Below are 16,550 nucleotides of genomic sequence, written 5' to 3' on the forward strand. Positions count from 1 at the left end.
TCGCGGTGACGAGCCCGACGCACGAGGCGTTCGGACCCAAACTCGATGAGTGTAGTCGATCTTTCGGAGCGCTACAGCTTGGTGACCTGGTCGAAGCTGAGCTCGACCGGGGTCTCGCGCTCGAAGAGCGAGACGAGGACCGTGAGCTTGCCGCTCTCCGGCTTGATCTCCGAGATCGACCCGGGCAGACCCGCGAACGAGCCTTCCTTGATGGTGATCGTCTCGCCGACCTCGAAGTCGACCTCTGCCGCCGGCTGGGCCTGCGTGAGGCCGGAGCCCTTGCCGCCCTTGGTGGGCGCTGCCTCCGCGACCTGGACGAGCGACTTCAGCATGCCGAACGCCTCGTCGAAGCGGAGCGGCGTGGGGTTGTGCGCGTTGCCGACGAAGCCGGTGACACCCGGGGTGTGCCGGACGACGGACCACGAGTCCTCGTTGAGGTCGAGGCGCACGAGCACGTAGCCGGGGATCCGGACGCGCGTGACGAGCTTGCGCTGACCGTTCTTGATCTCGACGACGTCCTCCATCGGGACCTCGACCTGGTAGATGTAGTCCTCCATCGACATCGACACCATGCGGTTCTCGATGTTCGACTTCACGCGGCGCTCGAAGCCCGCGTAGGAGTGGATGACGTACCACTTGCCCGGCTTCATCCGCAGCTCGGCCTTGAATGCCTCGTACGGGTCGACCTCGGCCTCTTCGGCCTCGTCGTCGCCCTCGGCCGCGTCACCCTCGGCGTCGTCCTCGAGCGCGTCCGCGGCTTCCTCGGCGGCGATCGTGGCGTTCGCCTCGTCGGCGGACTCTTCCTCGAGCTCGGACTCTTCTTCGTCCTCGACGGCCTCGACGGCGGCCTCTGCCTCGTCGGCGGTGTCGATCTCGAGCGCGTCGTCGACGACGGCGTCGGCTTCGGCGTCGCGGGACTCGGCGAGGGCGGTCAGCGTCTCGTCGATGCCGTCGACGTCACCGTCGTCGGGCTCGGCGCTGAGGCCGAGGGACTCGTCGTCCTCGTCCTCGACCTCGATCGCACGCTCTTCGGCGGACTCGGCCGAACGGAGCTCGCCCGTCTCGACGTCGCCTTCCTGGTTCTCTTCCACCTCGGAGGACTGCTCTGCAGCGGTCGCGAGGTCGATGTCGTCGCGGGAGTTGTCAGACACTGTCGGTTCTTTCCGTTCGGTGGTGCGGATCGGGTTGGCGTTCGGCCCTGGTGACTGTACGTGCACGGTCCGTCGGCGGGATCTTCGATCTGCGCCGGAGATGAACCGGGCGGCCTGCCAGTGGTGGTCGGGTGGCTGACCCGATCAGGCGGTCGGGCCGTTGCCGAAGACGTAGCCGACGCCGAGGCCGAACACGAAGTCGAGCACCGACACGAGGATCATCATCACGACGACGAACACCAGCACGACGCCGGTGTAGCTGAAGAGCTCCTTGCGGGTCGGCGTCACGACCTTGCGCAGTTCGCCGATCACCTGGCGGATGAACAGGGCGATGGCAGCGAAGGGACCGCGGCGCCCGGCCCGGTCGTGCTTCGCCTTGGCGACGACGTCATCCGCCGTCGTCTCCATGTCTTTGCTCGCCAACTTCTACCCTTCCAGAGTTGCAGGGCGGACAGGACTCGAACCTGCAACCTGCGGTTTTGGAGACCGCTGCTCTACCAATTGAGCCACCGCCCTTCAGAAGGAGAGACCTTCTGTGTGGCACGGTTCCGCTACCAGCGGGCCGTGACCACCGCAGACGAGTGTACGGGAGTGCGTCACACGGTGTCCACTTGAGGGGTGCTCCGGCGTGCCGCGCCGATAGGCTTGGCCCGTGAGCACCGCAGCCGAAGGCCCCGAGTCCACCACCACCCAGCGTCCCCGGATCGCGTCCCGCATCGCCGCGATCGCGGAGTCCGCGACGCTCAAGGTCGACGCCAAGGCGAAGGCCCTCAAGGCCGCCGGACGCCCGGTGATCTCCTTCGCCGCCGGCGAGCCGGACTTCGCGACGCCCGGGCATGTCGTCGACGCCGCCGTCGCCGCCGCCCAGGACCCGAAGAACCACCGCTACACGCCCGCGACGGGCCTCCCCGAGCTCAAGCAGGCCGTCGCGGAGAAGACCGCCCGCGAGTCCGGCATCACCGTCGACCCGTCCCAGGTGATCATCACCAACGGCGGCAAGCAGGCCGTCTACCAGGCGTTCCAGACCATCGTCGACGCCGGCGACGAGGTCATCCTCCCCGCCCCCTTCTGGACCACCTACCCCGAGGCGATCCGGCTCGCGGGTGGCGAACCCGTCGAGGTCTTCGCCGGCAGCGACCAGGACTACCTCGTCACGGTCGAGCAACTCGAGGCAGCGCGCACCCCGAAGACCAAGGCACTGCTGTTCTGCTCCCCCTCGAACCCGACCGGCGCCGTGTACTCCGCCGAGCAGACCCGCGCCATCGGCGAGTGGGCGCTCGAGCACGGCATCTGGGTGATCAGCGACGAGATCTACCAGGACCTGGTCTACGACGGCATCGCGTTCACCGGCATCATCGACGCCGTCCCCGCACTCGCCGACACCACCATCCTGGTGAACGGGGTGGCGAAGACGTACGCGATGACCGGGTGGCGGGTCGGCTGGTTCATCGGCCCGGCCGACGCTGTGAAGGCCGCGTCGAACCTGCAGTCGCACCTGTCGTCGAACGTCTCCAACGTCTCGCAGCGCGCCGCGATCGCCGCACTCACCGGCCCGCAGGAGCCGGTGACCGCCATGCGCGAGGCGTTCGACCGCCGCCGCAAGGCGATCGTCGCGGGGCTGAACGCGATCCCGGGCTTCGTGACGCCGACGCCGGAAGGCGCCTTCTACGTCTACCCCGACGTCACGGCGCTGCTCGGCCGCGAGTGGGCCGGTTCCACGCCCACCACGACGCTCGAGCTCGCGGACCTCATCCTCGAGCACGCCGAGGTCGCGGTCGTCCCCGGAGAGGCGTTCGGTCCCTCCGGCTACCTCCGGCTGTCGTACGCGCTCGGCGACGACGACATCGCCGAGGGCGTCGCACGCCTGGCGGCGTTCTTCGCCTAGCGGTCCTCCCCGAAGACGACAGTCCCCGTCCGACTTCCGGACGGGGACTGTCTCGTTCCGGCACGAGACGGTGCGGACGGCACGGCCGGGAGGCCCGGTGCGGGTCAGGCGAGCAGGTCGCCGACCACGACGGGTTCCGGCACGAGCGTCACTCCGAAGCGGTTGAGGACGCTCACCTGGACGAACCGGGCGAGCTCCGCGACCTGTGCCGCGGTGGCGCCGCCCCGGTTGGTGAGCGCGAGCGTGTGCTTCGACGAGATCCCCGCGCGGGACCCCGCGAGCGCGTACCCGCGGTGCACCCCGGCGCGCTCGATGAGCCAGGCGGCGCTGAGCTTGACGTCGTCGCCGGCGGGCCAGCGCGGCGCGTCGGCAGGCAGGGACTCGGCGAACCCCGCGGACACGATCGGGTTCGTGAAGAAGGACCCCGCGCTCCGGGTGTCCGCGTCGCCGGCGTCGAGGACCATGCCCTTCGAGGCACGGAGCGCCAACACCGTCGATCGGATCTCGGCCGGGGCGACGCGGGCGCCGAGTTCGACCCCGAGCGACCCGGCGAGCTGGGCGTACCGCACCGGGACTCCCCCGTCGGTGTCGGTGCCGAGCGCGAACTCCACGGTGAGGACGACGCCGCGACGCCCGTGCTTCAGCGTCGAGGTGCGGTAGCCGAGCGCCAGCTCGGATGCCGGGACCCACGCGCGCTCCCCCGATTCCGCATCGAGGAACTCGACCCGGGTGAGCACGTCGGAGAGCTCGACCCCGTAGGCGCCGATGTTCTGCACGGGGGACGCACCGATGGTGCCCGGGATGCCGCTGAGGGCCTCCAGGCCGGTCCACCCGTGCTCGACGGTCGACGCGACGAACGCGTCCCAGGGTTCGCCGGCGGCGACCCGGACGGTGACGCCGTCCGCGGTCTCCTCGTGCTCCACACCGCGGGTGCGGACCAGGACGACCGTGCCGTCGAAGCCGGCGTCCGCGACCAGCAGGTTGCTCCCGCCGCCGACGACGAGCCAGTCGTCGTCGGACCAGGCGTCCTGGACGTGCGCGACGAGCTCGTCGGTGGTCTCGGCGACGAGCAGCCGTGACGCCGCCCCGCCGACGCCGAGCGTCGTGAGGTCTGCGAGGACGGTCGATGCCACGGTCAGCGGAACGCCACCGTGACCTGCGCCTTGCCGAGCACGGTCTGCCCGGCGGCGGTCACGGTGAGGTCGATGCGCTGCGGACGGCCCTCGTCGTCGACGGTGCCGATCTTGGCGACGACGCCGACGGTCGCGCCCTGCTCCGGGTCGACGACGACGGGACGGGTGAAGCGGACGCCGTACGAGCGCACCCAGCCGCGGTCGCCGAGCCACTCGGAGACCGGCTGGACCGCGAGGCCCATCGTGAGCATGCCGTGCGCCAGGACGCCCGGGAGCCCGACGGACGCGGCCACGTCGTCGCGGTAGTGGATCGGGTTGAAGTCGCCCGAGGCACCGGCGTAGCGGACGAGCGAGTCACGGGTGATGTGCACGTCGCGCTCGGCGACGATCGTGCCGACCTCGGTCACGGGGGCGGTCTGTGCGCGCTGCGCGGCCTGGGCGGTCATGCGTCATCTCCTCGGACGACGAGGGTGGACGTTGCCGTGACGACGTGCTCGCCGTGCGCGTCCACCACGGCGGACTCGGCGGTGACCATCGCGTTGCCGCCGAGGGTCTTGACGCTCGTGACCGTCAGGGTCGCGGTGAGCTCGTCGCCGGCGACGATCGGGCGGTCGTAGGTGAACTTCTGCTCACCGTGCACCACGCGGGAGAAGTCGATGCCGGCGTCCGGCTCCGCGAGGAGCTGCGCGAGCGTGGCTTCCTGCACGACGACCGCGAAGGTGGCCGGTGCGACGACGTCGTCGTACCCGGCGGCACGGGCGGCGTCGGCTTCGTGGTGGATCGGGTTCGTCGCGAACGTGGCGCGGGCGAACTCGCGCACCTTCTCACGACCGACCAGGTACGGCGGGGCCGGCGGGAACGTCCTGCCGACGAGCTCGGGGTTCACTGACACGACGGGCAGTCTACCGACGCCGGGTCCGCACCCGGGGTGCTCGCCGTCGCCCTTGTGGTTCATGAGTATGCATCGGCTATGCTGTTCATCCGGCGCCGGGGGGCGCGCTCGTCTTCGAGGGGGATGCAAGTGGACAGCACGATCGAGTTCGCCGTGCACACCGGTGACCGGTGCACGGCGATGGAGCTCGCGGGGGCCGCGCTGCGCTCCGCGGGACACCGGGTGGACGCGACGCCGGGGGCCATCGTCGCGGAGTCCGGGAACCGGCTGCTCACCGTGCTCCTCGGCGCACTCGTGCACCCGTCGCGGGAGTACCGCCGCTACGAGCTCGTCGTCTCCACGTTCGGGGGTCGCTCCACGCTGACGCTGCGGCACGCGGCGCCCGGCACGGCCGTGGCGGGCGGGTCGATCGGCGCCGCGCGGCGGCGTGCGGGGTGGCACCACGTCACCGGGCTCGTCGAGGGGGCGCTCCGCGCCGCCGGCGTGCTCGTCGCGCCGTCGCGGTAGCGCTGCCGCGGGCCGCGCGGGCGCTGCCGCGAGCCGCGGCCCGCGCGGGCGCTGCACTCGCGCCGGGCCGCTCGCACCGGGCCGTTCGCACCGCGAGCGACAAGCCACGGCGGAAAGCGCCGCGCATCTGGCTGCGCGGTGTCGCTTTCGTCGCGGGCGGCTCCCCGAGACGGACAGCCCCCCGAGACGGACAGCGCCGAGATGGACAGCCCCCAGAAACGACGAAAGCCCGGCGCGGACGCCGGGCTTGCGGTAGCGAGGGCGGGACTTGAACCCGCGACCCCACGATTATGAGTCGTGTGCTCTAACCAACTGAGCTACCCCGCCACAGATCCGGCGATGAGTTCTCGCCGGGTCGGAGCCCCGAGTCAGGATTGAACTGACGACCCCTTCCTTACCATGGAAGTGCTCTACCACTGAGCTATCGGGGCGTGTACCGCGAGCGGCACCACACGAGGATAGCAGAACCCGGACGGTGGTCTTGAACCGGCCGTGACGCCCGGGCGTGCCGCCTCGCGAGGCTAGTTCGCGTTGGCCTTGAGCCACGCCAGCGGGTCCACCGGGACACCGTCCACGTGGACCTCGAGGTGCAGGTGCGGGCCCGTCGAGTTGCCCGTCGACCCCACGAGACCGAGCTCGTCACCGACCTCGACGTGCTGGCCCTCGACGACCTTGAAGGAGTTGTCCTCCATGTGGCCGTAGACACTCGTGAACTGCTTGCCGTCGACGTCGTGCTCGACCCAGACGTCGTTGCCGAACCCGCCGTCGTCTGCCTGCACCTTGGTGACGGTGCCGGCGGCGATGACGCGGATCGGGGTGCCCTCACCCGGGGCGAAGTCGACGCCCTGGTGGTTCGTCGAGCAGAACGAGCAGCCCTCGACCTGACGGCCGCCGAACCCGGAGGTGATCGGCACGCCCGTGAGGAACGGCCACTGGATGGTGCCGGTGGGGTCGTTCGTGAAGGACGAGGAGTCGACGTTCTTGTACTGCGTCGCGTCGGAGACCGTGTACGCGTCGCGGTTGGTCTCACCCTCGGTGGCGGCGCCGACGCTGAGCGACTGCGTCTCCCCCGCGACGGTGGTGCCGCGGACCGTGGTCGATCCCGGCTCGGGCGTGTAGAGCGCCTGCGCGGGGAGGGAGGTCGAGACGACGAGGCCGGCCACGAAGAGGAGCGCGCCGAGTGCCGTCACGCGGGAGGCGTTCCGGCGGAAGGCCGAACCCCGCTGCGGGGCGGTGGTGGACACGGGCCGTGTCGCGGGACGGCCGGCACCGAGGTGCCGGGTCGCGCGGTCGACTCGCGCTGCCTCGACGCGGGCACCCTGCGGGGTCGAGCGGCGAGCCGCCGGACGGCCGGGAGCGGCGACGGACGGCGCTGCCGCGGGACGGGCCGGGGTGGTCGGACGCGCTGCGACCGGAGCCACGACGGGCGAACTCGGAGCCGGCGGCGTCTCCGGTGCGAGCGTCGACGCCGGCAGGACCGGGGACGCGGGCGCCGGCGGAGTCACGGGCATCGCTGCCTCGTCCGCAACGGCGGCCGTTGCCCGAGCAGACCCGGTGCCGAGCGCGTCGACCCGCTGCACGTCGTGCTTCACTGCCGCGCGTTCCGCTTCGATCCGTGCCCGTCGGGTCAGGTGCACAGCGGGGGCCGGGGCATCGGAACGGTCGGTGGACATGGGCGTGGCGGGAGCTTCGGGCATGCGTTTCGGCGAGGATCCTGATCGAGGCAGTGGCGCTCGTGTGTAACGAGCAGATAACGGGACCCGAGCGACGGTACCAGGGGTCGTAGCGTGACGCCAGTCGTGGTCATGACCACACGGACGCCCCAGAGCGGGGGTCAGCTGCCGAGCGCTTCGGTCTCCGCTGCACGGACCAGCGCCTCGAGCGGGTCGGCGATCGCGGGCGACGCGAACAGGAACGACCGCGTCCCACCGGCGTCCCACGTGCGGACCACGGCACCGGCCGCGGCGGCGACGATCGACCCGGCGGCCATGTCCCACGGGTTGATCCCACGCTCGTAGTAGGCGTCGACGACCCCGGTGCCGACGGCGCAGCAGTCGAGCGCAGCCGATCCCCCGCGGCGGATGTCCCGGACCTCGCCGAGGAGCCCGGCGAGGACGGCGACCTGCTCGCGTCGGCGTTCCACCGTGTAGCCGAAGCCGGTCGCCACGAGGGCCTCGGCCAGCGACGCAGGCTGGGCGACGCTTACCGGGAGGCCGTTCAGGAGCGCCGGTCCCCCGGCGACGGCGCGGTACACGTCGCCCGTGGCCGGCGCGACGACCACGCCCGCGATCGGTTCCCACGACGACGGGTCCGGCTCGCCGCGGACCACGCCGATGCTGACGGCGTAGAGCGGGCTGCCGTAGAGGTAGTTGACGGTGCCGTCGATCGGGTCGACGACCCAGGTGATGCCGGAGGTGCCGGTGCTGGCCTCGGTCTCCTCCCCGAAGAAGCCGTCGTCGGGGCGGGCCTCGGCGAGGCGGGTCCGCACCAGCGCCTCGACCTCCTGGTCGGCGGCCGTGACGACGTCGACGATGCTCGACTTCCGCTCCGCGACCTCGACACCCTCCGCTCGTCGGCGGGCGGCGAGCGCCGCGGCTTCCGTGGCGATCGCTTCGGCGAGGTCGGCGAGCTCGGTCGGGGTCGGCGCAGCAGTCATGCCCCGATCCTCCCAGGACGGCCCTGCGCCTCGCACGGGACCAATCAGACACGGGACCAATCAGACACGGGACCAATCAGACACGGGACCAATGAGAAAGGGCCCCGTCGAAACGGGGCCCTGTTGTATCTCGTCACCATGCGCAGAGAGTTCTTCAGCACATGGACACGTGGCGAGTGAGGGATTCGAACCCCCGAAGGCTACGCCGGCTGATTTACAGTCAGATCCCTTTGGCCGCTTGGGTAACTCGCCATGTGCGCACCCAGCCCGTGTAGTCACCAACCGGAGGCGCCAGAACAGCATACCGGATGGCCGAACGTGCTCGTGACCAACCGAGCCCCGCGCCGCCGGATAGGCTGTCGGGCATGGCAGACAGCTCCTTTGACGTGGTCAGCAAGGTCGACAAGATGGAGGCGGACAACGCCCTCAACCAGGCCGCCAAGGAGATCGAGCAGCGCTACGACTTCAAGGGTGTCGGCGCCTCGATCGCGTTCAGCGGCGAGGACGTCCTCATCAAGGCGAACTCCGCCGAGCGCGCCAAGGCCGTTCTCGACGTCTTCGAGTCCAAGGCCATCAAGCGCGGCATCAGCCTGAAGAGCATCGACGCCGGCGAGCCGTACGCCTCCGGCAAGGAGTTCCGGATCGAGGCGAAGTTCAAGAACGGCATCGAACAGGACGTCGCGAAGAAGATCGGTGCGTTCCTCCGGGCCGAGGCGCCGAAGAGCGTGAAGAGCCAGATCCAGGGCGACGAGCTCCGGGTCTCCTCGAAGAGCCGCGACGACCTGCAGAACACCATCCAGCTGCTCAAGGGCGAAGAGTTCGACGTCCCCTTGCAGTTCATCAACTTCCGCTGACGCGCGCAGCACCGACGACTCGACATCCCCGTGGAGCACTGGCTCACCGTCACCCTGACCGTCCTGCTCGTCCTGCTCGACCTGGCGATCCGCGCGTTCTCGATCATCTACGTGCCGATCAACCGGAAGCCGCAGACGGCGACCGGCTGGTTGCTCGCGATCTTCCTCATCCCCTACATCGGGTTCATCGTCTTCCTGGTCATCGGGTCGACGAAGCTGCCGAAGGCGCGGCGTGAGAAGCAGACCGAGATCAACGCGTACATCCTCGAACAGACCGAGGGCATCGAGCGCGTCCGCCGTGACCATCCCCGTCCGCCGTGGTTCGAGAGCATCACGGAGCTGAACCGCAAGCTCGGCGCGATGCCCCTCGTCGGTGGCAACTCCGCGGAGCTGTACCCGGACTACGAGGAGTCCATCGCCGAGATGACGCGGGCGATCGACGACTCCCGCCGGTTCGTCCACGTCGAGTTCTACATCGCGACGATGGACGCGACGACGCAGGACTTCTTCGACGCCCTCGCCCGTGCGCAGGCCCGTGGCGTGACGGTCCGGTTCCTCATGGACCACTGGGCGAGCCGCGGGTACCCCGGGTACAAGGACACGCTGGCGTTCCTCGACCGGGCCGGCATCGAGTGGCACCTGATGCTCCCCCTGCAGCCGCTGCAGGGGAAGTTCCAGCGCCCCGACCTCCGGAACCACCGCAAGATCATGGTGATCGACGGCTCGGTCGCGTTCACCGGGTCGCAGAACCTCATCGACAAGTCGTACGACCTCAAGGCGCACATCGAGAAGGGCCTGGCGTACAAGGACCTCTTCGCCCGCTTCGAGGGTCCGGTCGTCGCCGGCATCAACGCGCTCTTCGTGACGGACTGGTACAGCGAGACCGACGAGCTGCTGCTCCGCGAGAGCGACCCCGTGCAGCGTGCGGACCGCGGGGACGCCCTGGACTGCCAGGTGGTCCCGTCCGGCCCGGGCTTCGACGGTGAGAACAACCTGCGCCTGTTCAACGCGCTGCTCTACTCGGCGCAGAAGAAGGTGTCGATCACCTCGCCGTACTTCGTCCCGGACGACTCGATGCTCTACGCCATCACGACGACCGCGCAGCGTGGGGTCGAGGTCGAGCTCTTCGTGGGCGAGATCGGCGACCACGCGATGACGTGGCACGCGCAGCGCTCCTACTACGAGGGACTCCTCCGCGCCGGCGTGAAGATCTGGCTGTACAAGGCGCCGACGATCCTGCACGCGAAGCACTTCACGATCGACGACGACGTCGCGGTCATCGGCTCGAGCAACATGGACATGCGCTCGTTCAGCCTGAACCTCGAGATCTCGGTGATGGTGCGCGGGGAGCGCTTCGTGAACGCGCTCCGCAGCGTGCAGAGCTCCTACCGGCAGGAGAGCACCGAACTCGACCTCGACACCTGGCTCGCCCGGACGCGTCGCTCGCAGGTGCTCGACAACGTCGCGCGGCTCACCGCCGCCCTGCAGTAGTCGACCGCCGGGAGGCCCGGCTCGCCGCCGTCCCGCCGGCTGCGGTCAGCGCGCGAGCGTCGTCAGGCGGGTGACCAGGCGCTCGGCGGGGCCGCGGCCGAGGAAGCGGCGCCAGAGCATCGCGAACAGGATCGTCCCGATCGCGAACCACCACCACGTCCTGGCGGAGTCGGGCAGCGGCGGCAGCACGGCGAGCACGACGAGGTGCAGCGCGTAGATCGTCAGCGGCATCGAGCCGACCGCCGCGAGCGGGAACGCGATGCGCTCGAGCAGACGCCCGCGCCCGTCGAACACCAGCGAGCAGAGCCCGATCACCGCGACCGCGATCCCCGCGGTGGCGACGACGTCGACGATCGAGGACGAGTGGTCCCGCGGCGACAGGAACACCTGCGCGAACGCCTGCTCGGACGACGAACCGAGGGGCACGAACGGCACCCCCGGGAACGCACTCGCCGCATCCGGCGGGACCGGCGCCGCGAGCACGCCGAGCACGTACGCCGCGGTGGCGACCAGTGCGCCGATCGCGACGAGCGCGACCTGGGTGATCCGGGCCTCCACACCGGATCTGGCGACCGCGAGCCCGACCAGGACGTACGCCAGGAAGGTGACCACCGGGTACACCAGCCCGAGCTGCGCCCCGAACACCCCGCCGCCCGCGTAGAGCGGGACGATCGCGAGCGCGACCGGAGCCGACAGCAGCGCGCAGACACCGGCCGCGACGAGCAGTGTCCGTCGACGCCACCGGAGCGCCGGGATCACCAGGAGGAACAGTGCGCCGTAGGTCGGCAGGATCACGTAGACGTCGGTGCCGAGTGCCATCAGCAGGATGCCGATGACCACCACGACCACCGCTCGGAGCGCGAGCCGGACGCGGATCCGGGTGATCTCCGGCGGACCGGGCGGTGACGTCCGACCGCTCACCAGGCCGACGGACACTCCGGCGAGCACCGCGAACAGCGTCGAGGAGCGGCCGTTCACGACCGCGTCCCAGGCCGACGGGTCCGACCAGTCCAGCTGCTCGGCGGCCCCGCCGACGTGCGCGACCATCATCCCGAGCAGGGCGATCGCGCGTGCGACGTCGACCCCGGTCAGACGCACGCCCCGCACCTCGGTGGCGAGGGCGGGGCGCACGGTGGTCACGGGCTGGACCCGTCAGACCCGGTCGGAGGTGCGTCCGAGCGACGCGTCGATCATCTCGTCACGCGGGACGACCTTGACGCGGGCGCGACCGTGCGGCTCGCCGAGCGCGATCTCGTGCTCGTCGAGGCGGTGCCAGCCCTCGAGGTCGGTGTACTCCACGCCACGCTCGGCCAGGAGCGCCGGGATCGCCTCGTCGGAGGGGTCCTCGGGCGTCCACCAGCTGGCCTGGTCGTTGACGATGTGCTGCACCGTCTCCATCGCGTCGGACTTCGTGTGCCCGATGAGCCCGACCGGTCCGCGCTTGATCCAGCCGGTGGCGTAGATGCCCGGGATCTGGCGGTTGTCGTCGTCGAGGACCTTGCCCTCGTGGTTCGGGATGACGCCGTGCCGGTCGTCGAAGGGGACCCCCGGCAGCGGCGAGCCGAAGTAGCCGACCGCGCGGTAGGCGGCCTGGATCGGGATCTCGCGGATCTCGCCCGTGCCCTCGACGCCGCCCTGGCCGTTCGGCCGGGTGCGCTCGTACCGGATCGCGGTGAGCTTGCCGTCCTCGCCGACGAACTCGAGGGGCTTCGCGTAGAAGTGCAGGTGCAGACGACGGCTGGCCTGCCCGACCTCACGCTTCCGCCACTGCTCGAGCACGCGGTTGATGACCATGACCTGCTTGTTCGTCTGGATCGCGGTCAGCGAGGCCTCGTCGTGGTCGAAGTCCTCGTCGTACACGACCATGTCGACGTCCCGGACCTCGCCGAGCTCGCGGAGCTCCAGCGGGGTGAACTTCACCTGCGCCGGACCACGACGTCCGAAGACGTGGACGTCGGTGACCGGGGACGCCTTGAGGCCCTGGTAGACGTTGTCCGGGACCTCGGTCGGGAGCAGGTCGTCGGCGTGCTTCGCGAGGATGCGGGACACGTCGAGCGCGACGTTGCCGTTGCCGATGACCGCGACGCTCTCCGCGGTGAGCGGCCAGGTGCGCGGGACGTCCGGGTGGCCGTCGAACCAGCTCACGAACTCCGCGGCGCCGTACGACCCCTCGAGCTCGACGCCGGGGATGTCGAGGTCAGCGTCCTTGATCGCGCCGGTGGAGAAGACGACCGCGTTGTAGTGCTTCTTGAGGTCGTCGAGGGTGATGTCCTTGCCGAACTCGACGTTGCCGAAGATCCGGATGTCACCGCGGTCGAGCACGTCGCGGAGCGCGTTGATGATGCCCTTGATGCGGGGGTGGTCCGGCGCGACGCCGTAGCGGACGAGACCGTACGGGGCCGGGAGCTGCTCGAAGAGGTCGATCGACACGTCGTACGCGTGCGCTTCCCGCAGGAGGATGTCCGCGGCGTAGATGCCGGCGGGGCCGGCGCCGACGATGGCGAGGCGGAGGGTGGGCACTGATCGTCTCCAGTTCGTTCAGGTGGGGTGCTCCCGGTGGCTGTGCTGGTCTGTGGGGTGCGGCGTCAGCGGCTGCGGTCGGCCGCGTCAGCGGCTGCGGTCGACGACGGACTCCGCGAAGCGGGTGAGCGCCCGCTTGACGACACCGTCCGGCAGCGGCGCGAGGGCCACGACGGCCTCCGTCGCCCACTGCGCGGCGAGCGCCCGCGTGGCGGCCGTGGCCTCGTGCTCGCGGAGCGCGGCCACCGCGGAGAGGTACGTGTCGGTCGTGACCGCGTCGTCCGGGGCGCCGGTGACGTCCCGTTCGATGCGTGCCACGAGCTCTGCGGCGCCCGGCTCGGTGGCCGCGCGGCGACGGAGCTGGAGCAACGGCAGGGTGTCGACGCCGGCACGGAGGTCGTTGCCGGCGATCTTCCCGGTCTTGTCCTTGGCGGGAGCGAGGTCGATGACGTCGTCGACGAGCTGGAAGGCGACGCCGACCTTCTCGCCGAAGGTCCCGACCGCTTCGAGGTAAGCACGGTCGGCGCCGGAGAACAGGATCCCCGCGCGGGCGGCGGTCGCGATGAGCGATCCGGTCTTGTCGCTGAGGACCTGGATGTAGTGCTCGACGGGGTCGTCGTCCGGCTGCGGCCCGGTGGTCTCGTGCAGCTGGCCCATGCAGAGGCGCTGGAAGGTCTCGGCCTGCATCCGGATGCCTTCGGGCCCGAGGTCGGCGGTGATCAGGCTGGCACGGGCGAAGAGCAGGTCGCCGGTGAGGATCGCGACGTTGTTGCCGTAGGTCACGTGCGCTGCCGGGACCCCGCGGCGGACGGGCGCTTCGTCCATCACGTCGTCGTGGTACAGCGATGCGAGGTGGGTCGTCTCCACGCTCACCGCAGCCTTCACGACGTGGTCGGTGACGCCGTTGCCGAGCTGTGCGATGAGCAGGGTCAACGTCGGCCGGATGCGCTTGCCACCCGCGGAGAGCAGGTACCGGCTGGTCGTGTCGGCCAGGGTGTCGGCGGAACGCATCGCGTCCTCGAGCCCCTGCTCGACGAGCTCGAGCCCGTCGTCCACGGCGGTGATGAACCGACGCTCGGCCGGGCTGGCGAACAACCGCTCGCCGATGCCGAGCGAGGCTCGGAGACTCGGTGCGCGACGTGCGACCGGGACGCTCGGGTTCAAGTGCTGCTCCGTGGTTCGGGGGTCCGTGTGCGGATGGAGGGGCAGGTCAGCCGTCGGTCGGCTCGACGCGCGGCTGTTCGCCGGTGGCCTGGTGCTCGCGCCGGGCCTTCGCGCGGCGTGCGACCGATTCGCGGACCGTGCCGGCGACCGGCTTCCGGCCGCGGTGCAGCGCGACGATGCCGGCCGTCAGGTTGCGGTAGGCCACCATCGTGAACCCGACGCCGCGGAGCCATTGGCTGAGCACCTGCTGCTCCGGCCATGCCTCGATCGACTCGGCGAGGTAGCGGTACGCAGCCGGGTTGCTGCTCGACAGGCGCGCGATGCCCGGGAGGACGCGCTTGAGGTACGTGCCGTAGCCGAACCGGAGCGCGGCGAGCGGCGGGGTGGAGAACTCGCAGATGACGACGCGGCCGCCGGGCTTCAGGACCCGGAGCATCTCGCCGAGCGCCTGCATCGGGTCGTTCACGTTGCGGAGACCGAACGAGATCGTGACGGCGTCGAAGGTGTCGTCGTCGAACGGGAGGTGTTCCGCGTCCCCCTCGACGAAGGTGATCTCCGGGTGGCGTTCACGGCCGACGGCGATCATCCCGGCCGACAGGTCGAGCGCGCTCACCTCTGCGCCCTTCTTCGCCAGGGCCGCGGCGCTGGTGCCGGTGCCGGCCGCGATGTCGAGCACGCGCTCGCCGGGCTGGGGATCGACGGCGCGCACGGTGGCGACCCGCCACAGCGGGGCGTTGCCGGCGGAGAGGATGTCGTTGGTCAGGTCGTACTTCTCCGCGACGTCGTCGAACATGGCCGCCACCTCGTCCGGCCGCTTGTGCATGTCCGCTCTGCTCACCCGACCAATCCTAGAGGTCCGTCCCGTACGTTGCCGGTACACCCGCCGCGGCGCTGTCCGGCGAATCCGGCGCGGCGCTGTCCGGCGAATCCGACGCGGCGCTGCCCGGCAGGTCCGGCGCGGCGTTGCCCGGCAGATCCGGCGCGTACGATCGGTCCGTGACCCGTACCGCCACGGCGGCTCCGCCGCTCACGGTCTCGACCCGGATCCTCGACGACCCGGGCGCCGTGCTCCGACACACCCTCCCCGACCAGCCGCTCGCCTTCGTGCGCAACGGCGACGGCATCATCGGGATCGGTGAGGCGCTGCGGTTCGAGTTCACCGGCCCGTCCCGGATGCGCGACGCCGCCGAGGTGTGGCGCGACATCGTCGAGCGTGCCGTCGTCGACGACCCGGTGCAGCTCCGCGGTTCCGGGCTCGTGGCCTTCGGCGCCTTCGCGTTCGCCGACGACTCCGCGGCGACGAGCGTGCTCATCGTCCCCCGTGTCGTCGTGGGGCGCCGCCGCGGCAAGGCGTGGCTGACCGCGATCGACACGACGCCGGACCCCGCTCCCCTGACCTTCACGCGTACCTCGGTACCGGTGCCGCACGTCGGCCCGCACCTGTCGGTCGCGCTCGTTCCCGGCCGGATCGACGAGGACGCCTACGCCGCGTCCGTCGCCGAGGCCGTCCGCCGCATCACCGCAGGCGATGCCCGCAAGGTGGTGCTCGCCCGCGACCTGGTCGGCACCCTCCCTGCCGGCGCCGACCGCCGCGCGCTGCTCCTCGACCTCGCCGCGACGTATCCGCAGTGCGTGACGTTCGCGGTGGACGGGCTCGTCGGCGCGACCCCGGAGACCCTCGCCCGCACCGACGGCACCCGACTGACCGCGCGGGTCCTCGCGGGCAGCGCGGCCCGCGGGAGCGACGCCGTCTCGGACCGTGCCGCCGCCGAGGCGCTGGCATCCAGCGCGAAGGACGTCGAGGAGCACACGTTCGCCATCGCGTCCCTCGTCGACGCGCTCCGACCGCTCGCCGCGGACCTCCGCGTCGACCCGGAGCCGTTCCGGCTGCAGCTGCCGAACCTCTGGCACCTCGCCAGCGACGTGCAGGCCACCCTGCCGGAGGACACGACGTCCCTCGACATCGCCGACGCGCTGCACCCGACGGCCGCGGTCGCGGGGACCCCGACCGACGTCGCGGTGCGGCTCGTCGCGGAGCTCGAGGGCATCGACCGCGGACGCTACGCCGGGCCGGTCGGCTGGCTCGGTGCGTCGGGTGACGGCGAGTGGATGCTCGCGCTCCGCAGCGCCCAGATCGACGACGACGGGACGGTCACCGCGTGGGCCGGTGCCGGCATCGTCGGCGGGTCGGACCCGGCGCGCGAGGTCGCCGAGACCGCGCTGAAGTTCCGCCCGATCCGCGACGCACTGGCGTAGCGGAACGGCGCCGACGAGCACCGCCCGGCCCGCCGCAGCGC

At 70.9% G+C, this 16,550-nt stretch carries 16 protein-coding genes and 4 tRNA genes; 5 read left to right on the plus strand and 15 right to left on the minus strand.

Annotated elements, in window-relative coordinates; all coding sequences use genetic code 11:
* Positions 1 to 71: 71 nt before the first annotated feature.
* From nusG to EDF27_RS06455, 3 genes are all read right to left on the minus strand, one after another.
* The gene (gene nusG, locus EDF27_RS06445) at positions 72 to 1,151 is read right to left on the minus strand and encodes a transcription termination/antitermination protein NusG (protein WP_123655488.1); all 1,080 of its coding nucleotides are present in this window, start codon (positions 1,149 to 1,151) and stop codon (positions 72 to 74) included.
* A gap of 144 nt (positions 1,152 to 1,295) precedes the next feature.
* Positions 1,296 to 1,559 carry a preprotein translocase subunit SecE gene (secE, locus tag EDF27_RS06450; RefSeq protein WP_311316796.1) on the minus strand — a complete coding sequence of 88 codons (264 nt, stop codon included), beginning with the start codon at positions 1,557 to 1,559 and terminating at the stop codon, positions 1,296 to 1,298.
* 35 nt (positions 1,560 to 1,594) lie between these two features.
* A tRNA-Trp gene (locus EDF27_RS06455) sits at positions 1,595 to 1,667 on the minus strand.
* A gap of 136 nt (positions 1,668 to 1,803) precedes the next feature.
* On the opposite strand from EDF27_RS06455, the gene EDF27_RS06460 reads away from it, so the two are divergent.
* The gene (locus EDF27_RS06460; RefSeq protein ID WP_132047843.1) at positions 1,804 to 3,036 is read left to right on the plus strand and encodes a pyridoxal phosphate-dependent aminotransferase; all 1,233 of its coding nucleotides are present in this window, start codon (positions 1,804 to 1,806) and stop codon (positions 3,034 to 3,036) included.
* Positions 3,037 to 3,140: 104 nt separating this feature from the next.
* Here EDF27_RS06460 and EDF27_RS06465 read toward each other — a convergent pair whose 3' ends face one another.
* From EDF27_RS06465 to EDF27_RS06475, 3 genes are read right to left on the minus strand one after another with little or no spacing between them, the layout of a single operon-like run.
* Entirely contained in the window at positions 3,141 to 4,169 is a 1,029-nt protein-coding gene (locus EDF27_RS06465) for a UDP-N-acetylmuramate dehydrogenase (RefSeq protein ID WP_243698235.1), read from the minus strand.
* 2 nt (positions 4,170 to 4,171) lie between these two features.
* The gene (locus tag EDF27_RS06470) at positions 4,172 to 4,615 is read right to left on the minus strand and encodes a MaoC/PaaZ C-terminal domain-containing protein (protein ID WP_132047845.1); all 444 of its coding nucleotides are present in this window, start codon (positions 4,613 to 4,615) and stop codon (positions 4,172 to 4,174) included.
* Positions 4,612 to 5,061: a MaoC family dehydratase N-terminal domain-containing protein gene (locus EDF27_RS06475; protein WP_123655492.1), complete on the minus strand. Its 450-nt coding sequence runs from the start codon at positions 5,059 to 5,061 to the stop codon at positions 4,612 to 4,614. The genes EDF27_RS06470 and EDF27_RS06475 overlap by 4 nt, the downstream gene beginning before the upstream one ends.
* Before the next feature lie 129 nt (positions 5,062 to 5,190).
* Here EDF27_RS06475 and EDF27_RS06480 point away from each other — a divergent pair, with 129 nt between their 5' ends.
* Positions 5,191 to 5,568, plus strand: a complete 378-nt coding sequence (locus tag EDF27_RS06480) for a hypothetical protein (RefSeq protein ID WP_132047847.1) — start codon at positions 5,191 to 5,193, stop codon at positions 5,566 to 5,568.
* Between the two features lie 253 nt (positions 5,569 to 5,821).
* On the opposite strand, the gene EDF27_RS06485 is transcribed toward EDF27_RS06480, so the two are convergent.
* The 5 genes from EDF27_RS06485 to EDF27_RS06505 all read right to left on the minus strand — a co-directional run bounded on the left by EDF27_RS06485 (position 5,822) and on the right by EDF27_RS06505 (position 8,476).
* Positions 5,822 to 5,895, minus strand: a tRNA-Met gene (locus EDF27_RS06485).
* A 32-nt stretch (positions 5,896 to 5,927) separates the two neighbouring features.
* Positions 5,928 to 5,999 (minus strand) — tRNA-Thr (locus EDF27_RS06490).
* A gap of 90 nt (positions 6,000 to 6,089) precedes the next feature.
* Positions 6,090 to 7,265 carry a M23 family metallopeptidase gene (locus EDF27_RS06495; protein ID WP_132047849.1) on the minus strand — a complete coding sequence of 392 codons (1,176 nt, stop codon included), beginning with the start codon at positions 7,263 to 7,265 and terminating at the stop codon, positions 6,090 to 6,092.
* Positions 7,266 to 7,402: 137 nt separating this feature from the next.
* Positions 7,403 to 8,224, minus strand: coding sequence for an inositol monophosphatase family protein (locus tag EDF27_RS06500; protein ID WP_123702302.1), 822 nt, complete (start codon positions 8,222 to 8,224; stop codon positions 7,403 to 7,405).
* A gap of 170 nt (positions 8,225 to 8,394) precedes the next feature.
* A tRNA-Tyr gene (locus tag EDF27_RS06505) sits at positions 8,395 to 8,476 on the minus strand.
* Between the two features lie 113 nt (positions 8,477 to 8,589).
* Here EDF27_RS06505 and EDF27_RS06510 point away from each other — a divergent pair.
* Positions 8,590 to 9,078 carry a YajQ family cyclic di-GMP-binding protein gene (locus EDF27_RS06510; RefSeq protein ID WP_123655496.1) on the plus strand — a complete coding sequence of 163 codons (489 nt, stop codon included), beginning with the start codon at positions 8,590 to 8,592 and terminating at the stop codon, positions 9,076 to 9,078.
* Between the two features lie 30 nt (positions 9,079 to 9,108).
* Positions 9,109 to 10,569, plus strand: a complete 1,461-nt coding sequence (gene cls / locus EDF27_RS06515) for a cardiolipin synthase (protein ID WP_123655497.1) — start codon at positions 9,109 to 9,111, stop codon at positions 10,567 to 10,569.
* A gap of 45 nt (positions 10,570 to 10,614) precedes the next feature.
* On the opposite strand, the gene EDF27_RS06520 is transcribed toward cls, so the two are convergent.
* The 4 genes from EDF27_RS06520 to EDF27_RS06535 form a co-directional block, all read right to left on the minus strand.
* Positions 10,615 to 11,709: a heparan-alpha-glucosaminide N-acetyltransferase domain-containing protein gene (locus tag EDF27_RS06520; protein WP_132047851.1), complete on the minus strand. Its 1,095-nt coding sequence runs from the start codon at positions 11,707 to 11,709 to the stop codon at positions 10,615 to 10,617.
* Between the two features lie 12 nt (positions 11,710 to 11,721).
* Positions 11,722 to 13,089, minus strand: coding sequence for an FAD-dependent oxidoreductase (locus EDF27_RS06525; RefSeq protein WP_123702296.1), 1,368 nt, complete (start codon positions 13,087 to 13,089; stop codon positions 11,722 to 11,724).
* Between the two features lie 87 nt (positions 13,090 to 13,176).
* On the minus strand, positions 13,177 to 14,253 hold the full coding sequence (locus tag EDF27_RS06530; RefSeq protein WP_123655500.1) for a polyprenyl synthetase family protein: 1,077 nt from the start codon (positions 14,251 to 14,253) through the stop codon (positions 13,177 to 13,179).
* Positions 14,254 to 14,299: 46 nt separating this feature from the next.
* Positions 14,300 to 15,091, minus strand: coding sequence for a demethylmenaquinone methyltransferase (locus EDF27_RS06535; RefSeq protein ID WP_123655501.1), 792 nt, complete (start codon positions 15,089 to 15,091; stop codon positions 14,300 to 14,302).
* Between the two features lie 158 nt (positions 15,092 to 15,249).
* On the opposite strand from EDF27_RS06535, the gene EDF27_RS06540 reads away from it, so the two are divergent.
* Positions 15,250 to 16,509: an isochorismate synthase gene (locus EDF27_RS06540; protein WP_132047853.1), complete on the plus strand. Its 1,260-nt coding sequence runs from the start codon at positions 15,250 to 15,252 to the stop codon at positions 16,507 to 16,509.
* The last annotated feature ends 41 nt before the right edge of the window (positions 16,510 to 16,550 follow it).

Origin of the sequence: Curtobacterium sp. PhB136, assembly GCF_004346855.1 — a bacterium.
In the GTDB taxonomy this organism is placed as follows: Bacteria; Actinomycetota; Actinomycetes; order Actinomycetales; family Microbacteriaceae; genus Curtobacterium.

Excerpts from the sequence above, each read along its gene's own strand:
- EDF27_RS06495 (WP_132047849.1), bottom strand. The coding sequence starts at position 7,265 with ATGCCCGAAGCTCCCGCCACGCCCATGTCCACCGACCGTTCCGATGCC.
- EDF27_RS06500 (WP_123702302.1), bottom strand. The coding sequence starts at position 8,224 with ATGACTGCTGCGCCGACCCCGACCGAGCTCGCCGACCTCGCCGAAGCG.
- EDF27_RS06510 (WP_123655496.1), top strand. The coding sequence starts at position 8,590 with ATGGCAGACAGCTCCTTTGACGTGGTCAGCAAGGTCGACAAGATGGAG.
- EDF27_RS06470 (WP_132047845.1), bottom strand. The coding sequence starts at position 4,615 with ATGACCGCCCAGGCCGCGCAGCGCGCACAGACCGCCCCCGTGACCGAG.
- secE (WP_311316796.1), bottom strand. The coding sequence starts at position 1,559 with ATGGAGACGACGGCGGATGACGTCGTCGCCAAGGCGAAGCACGACCGG.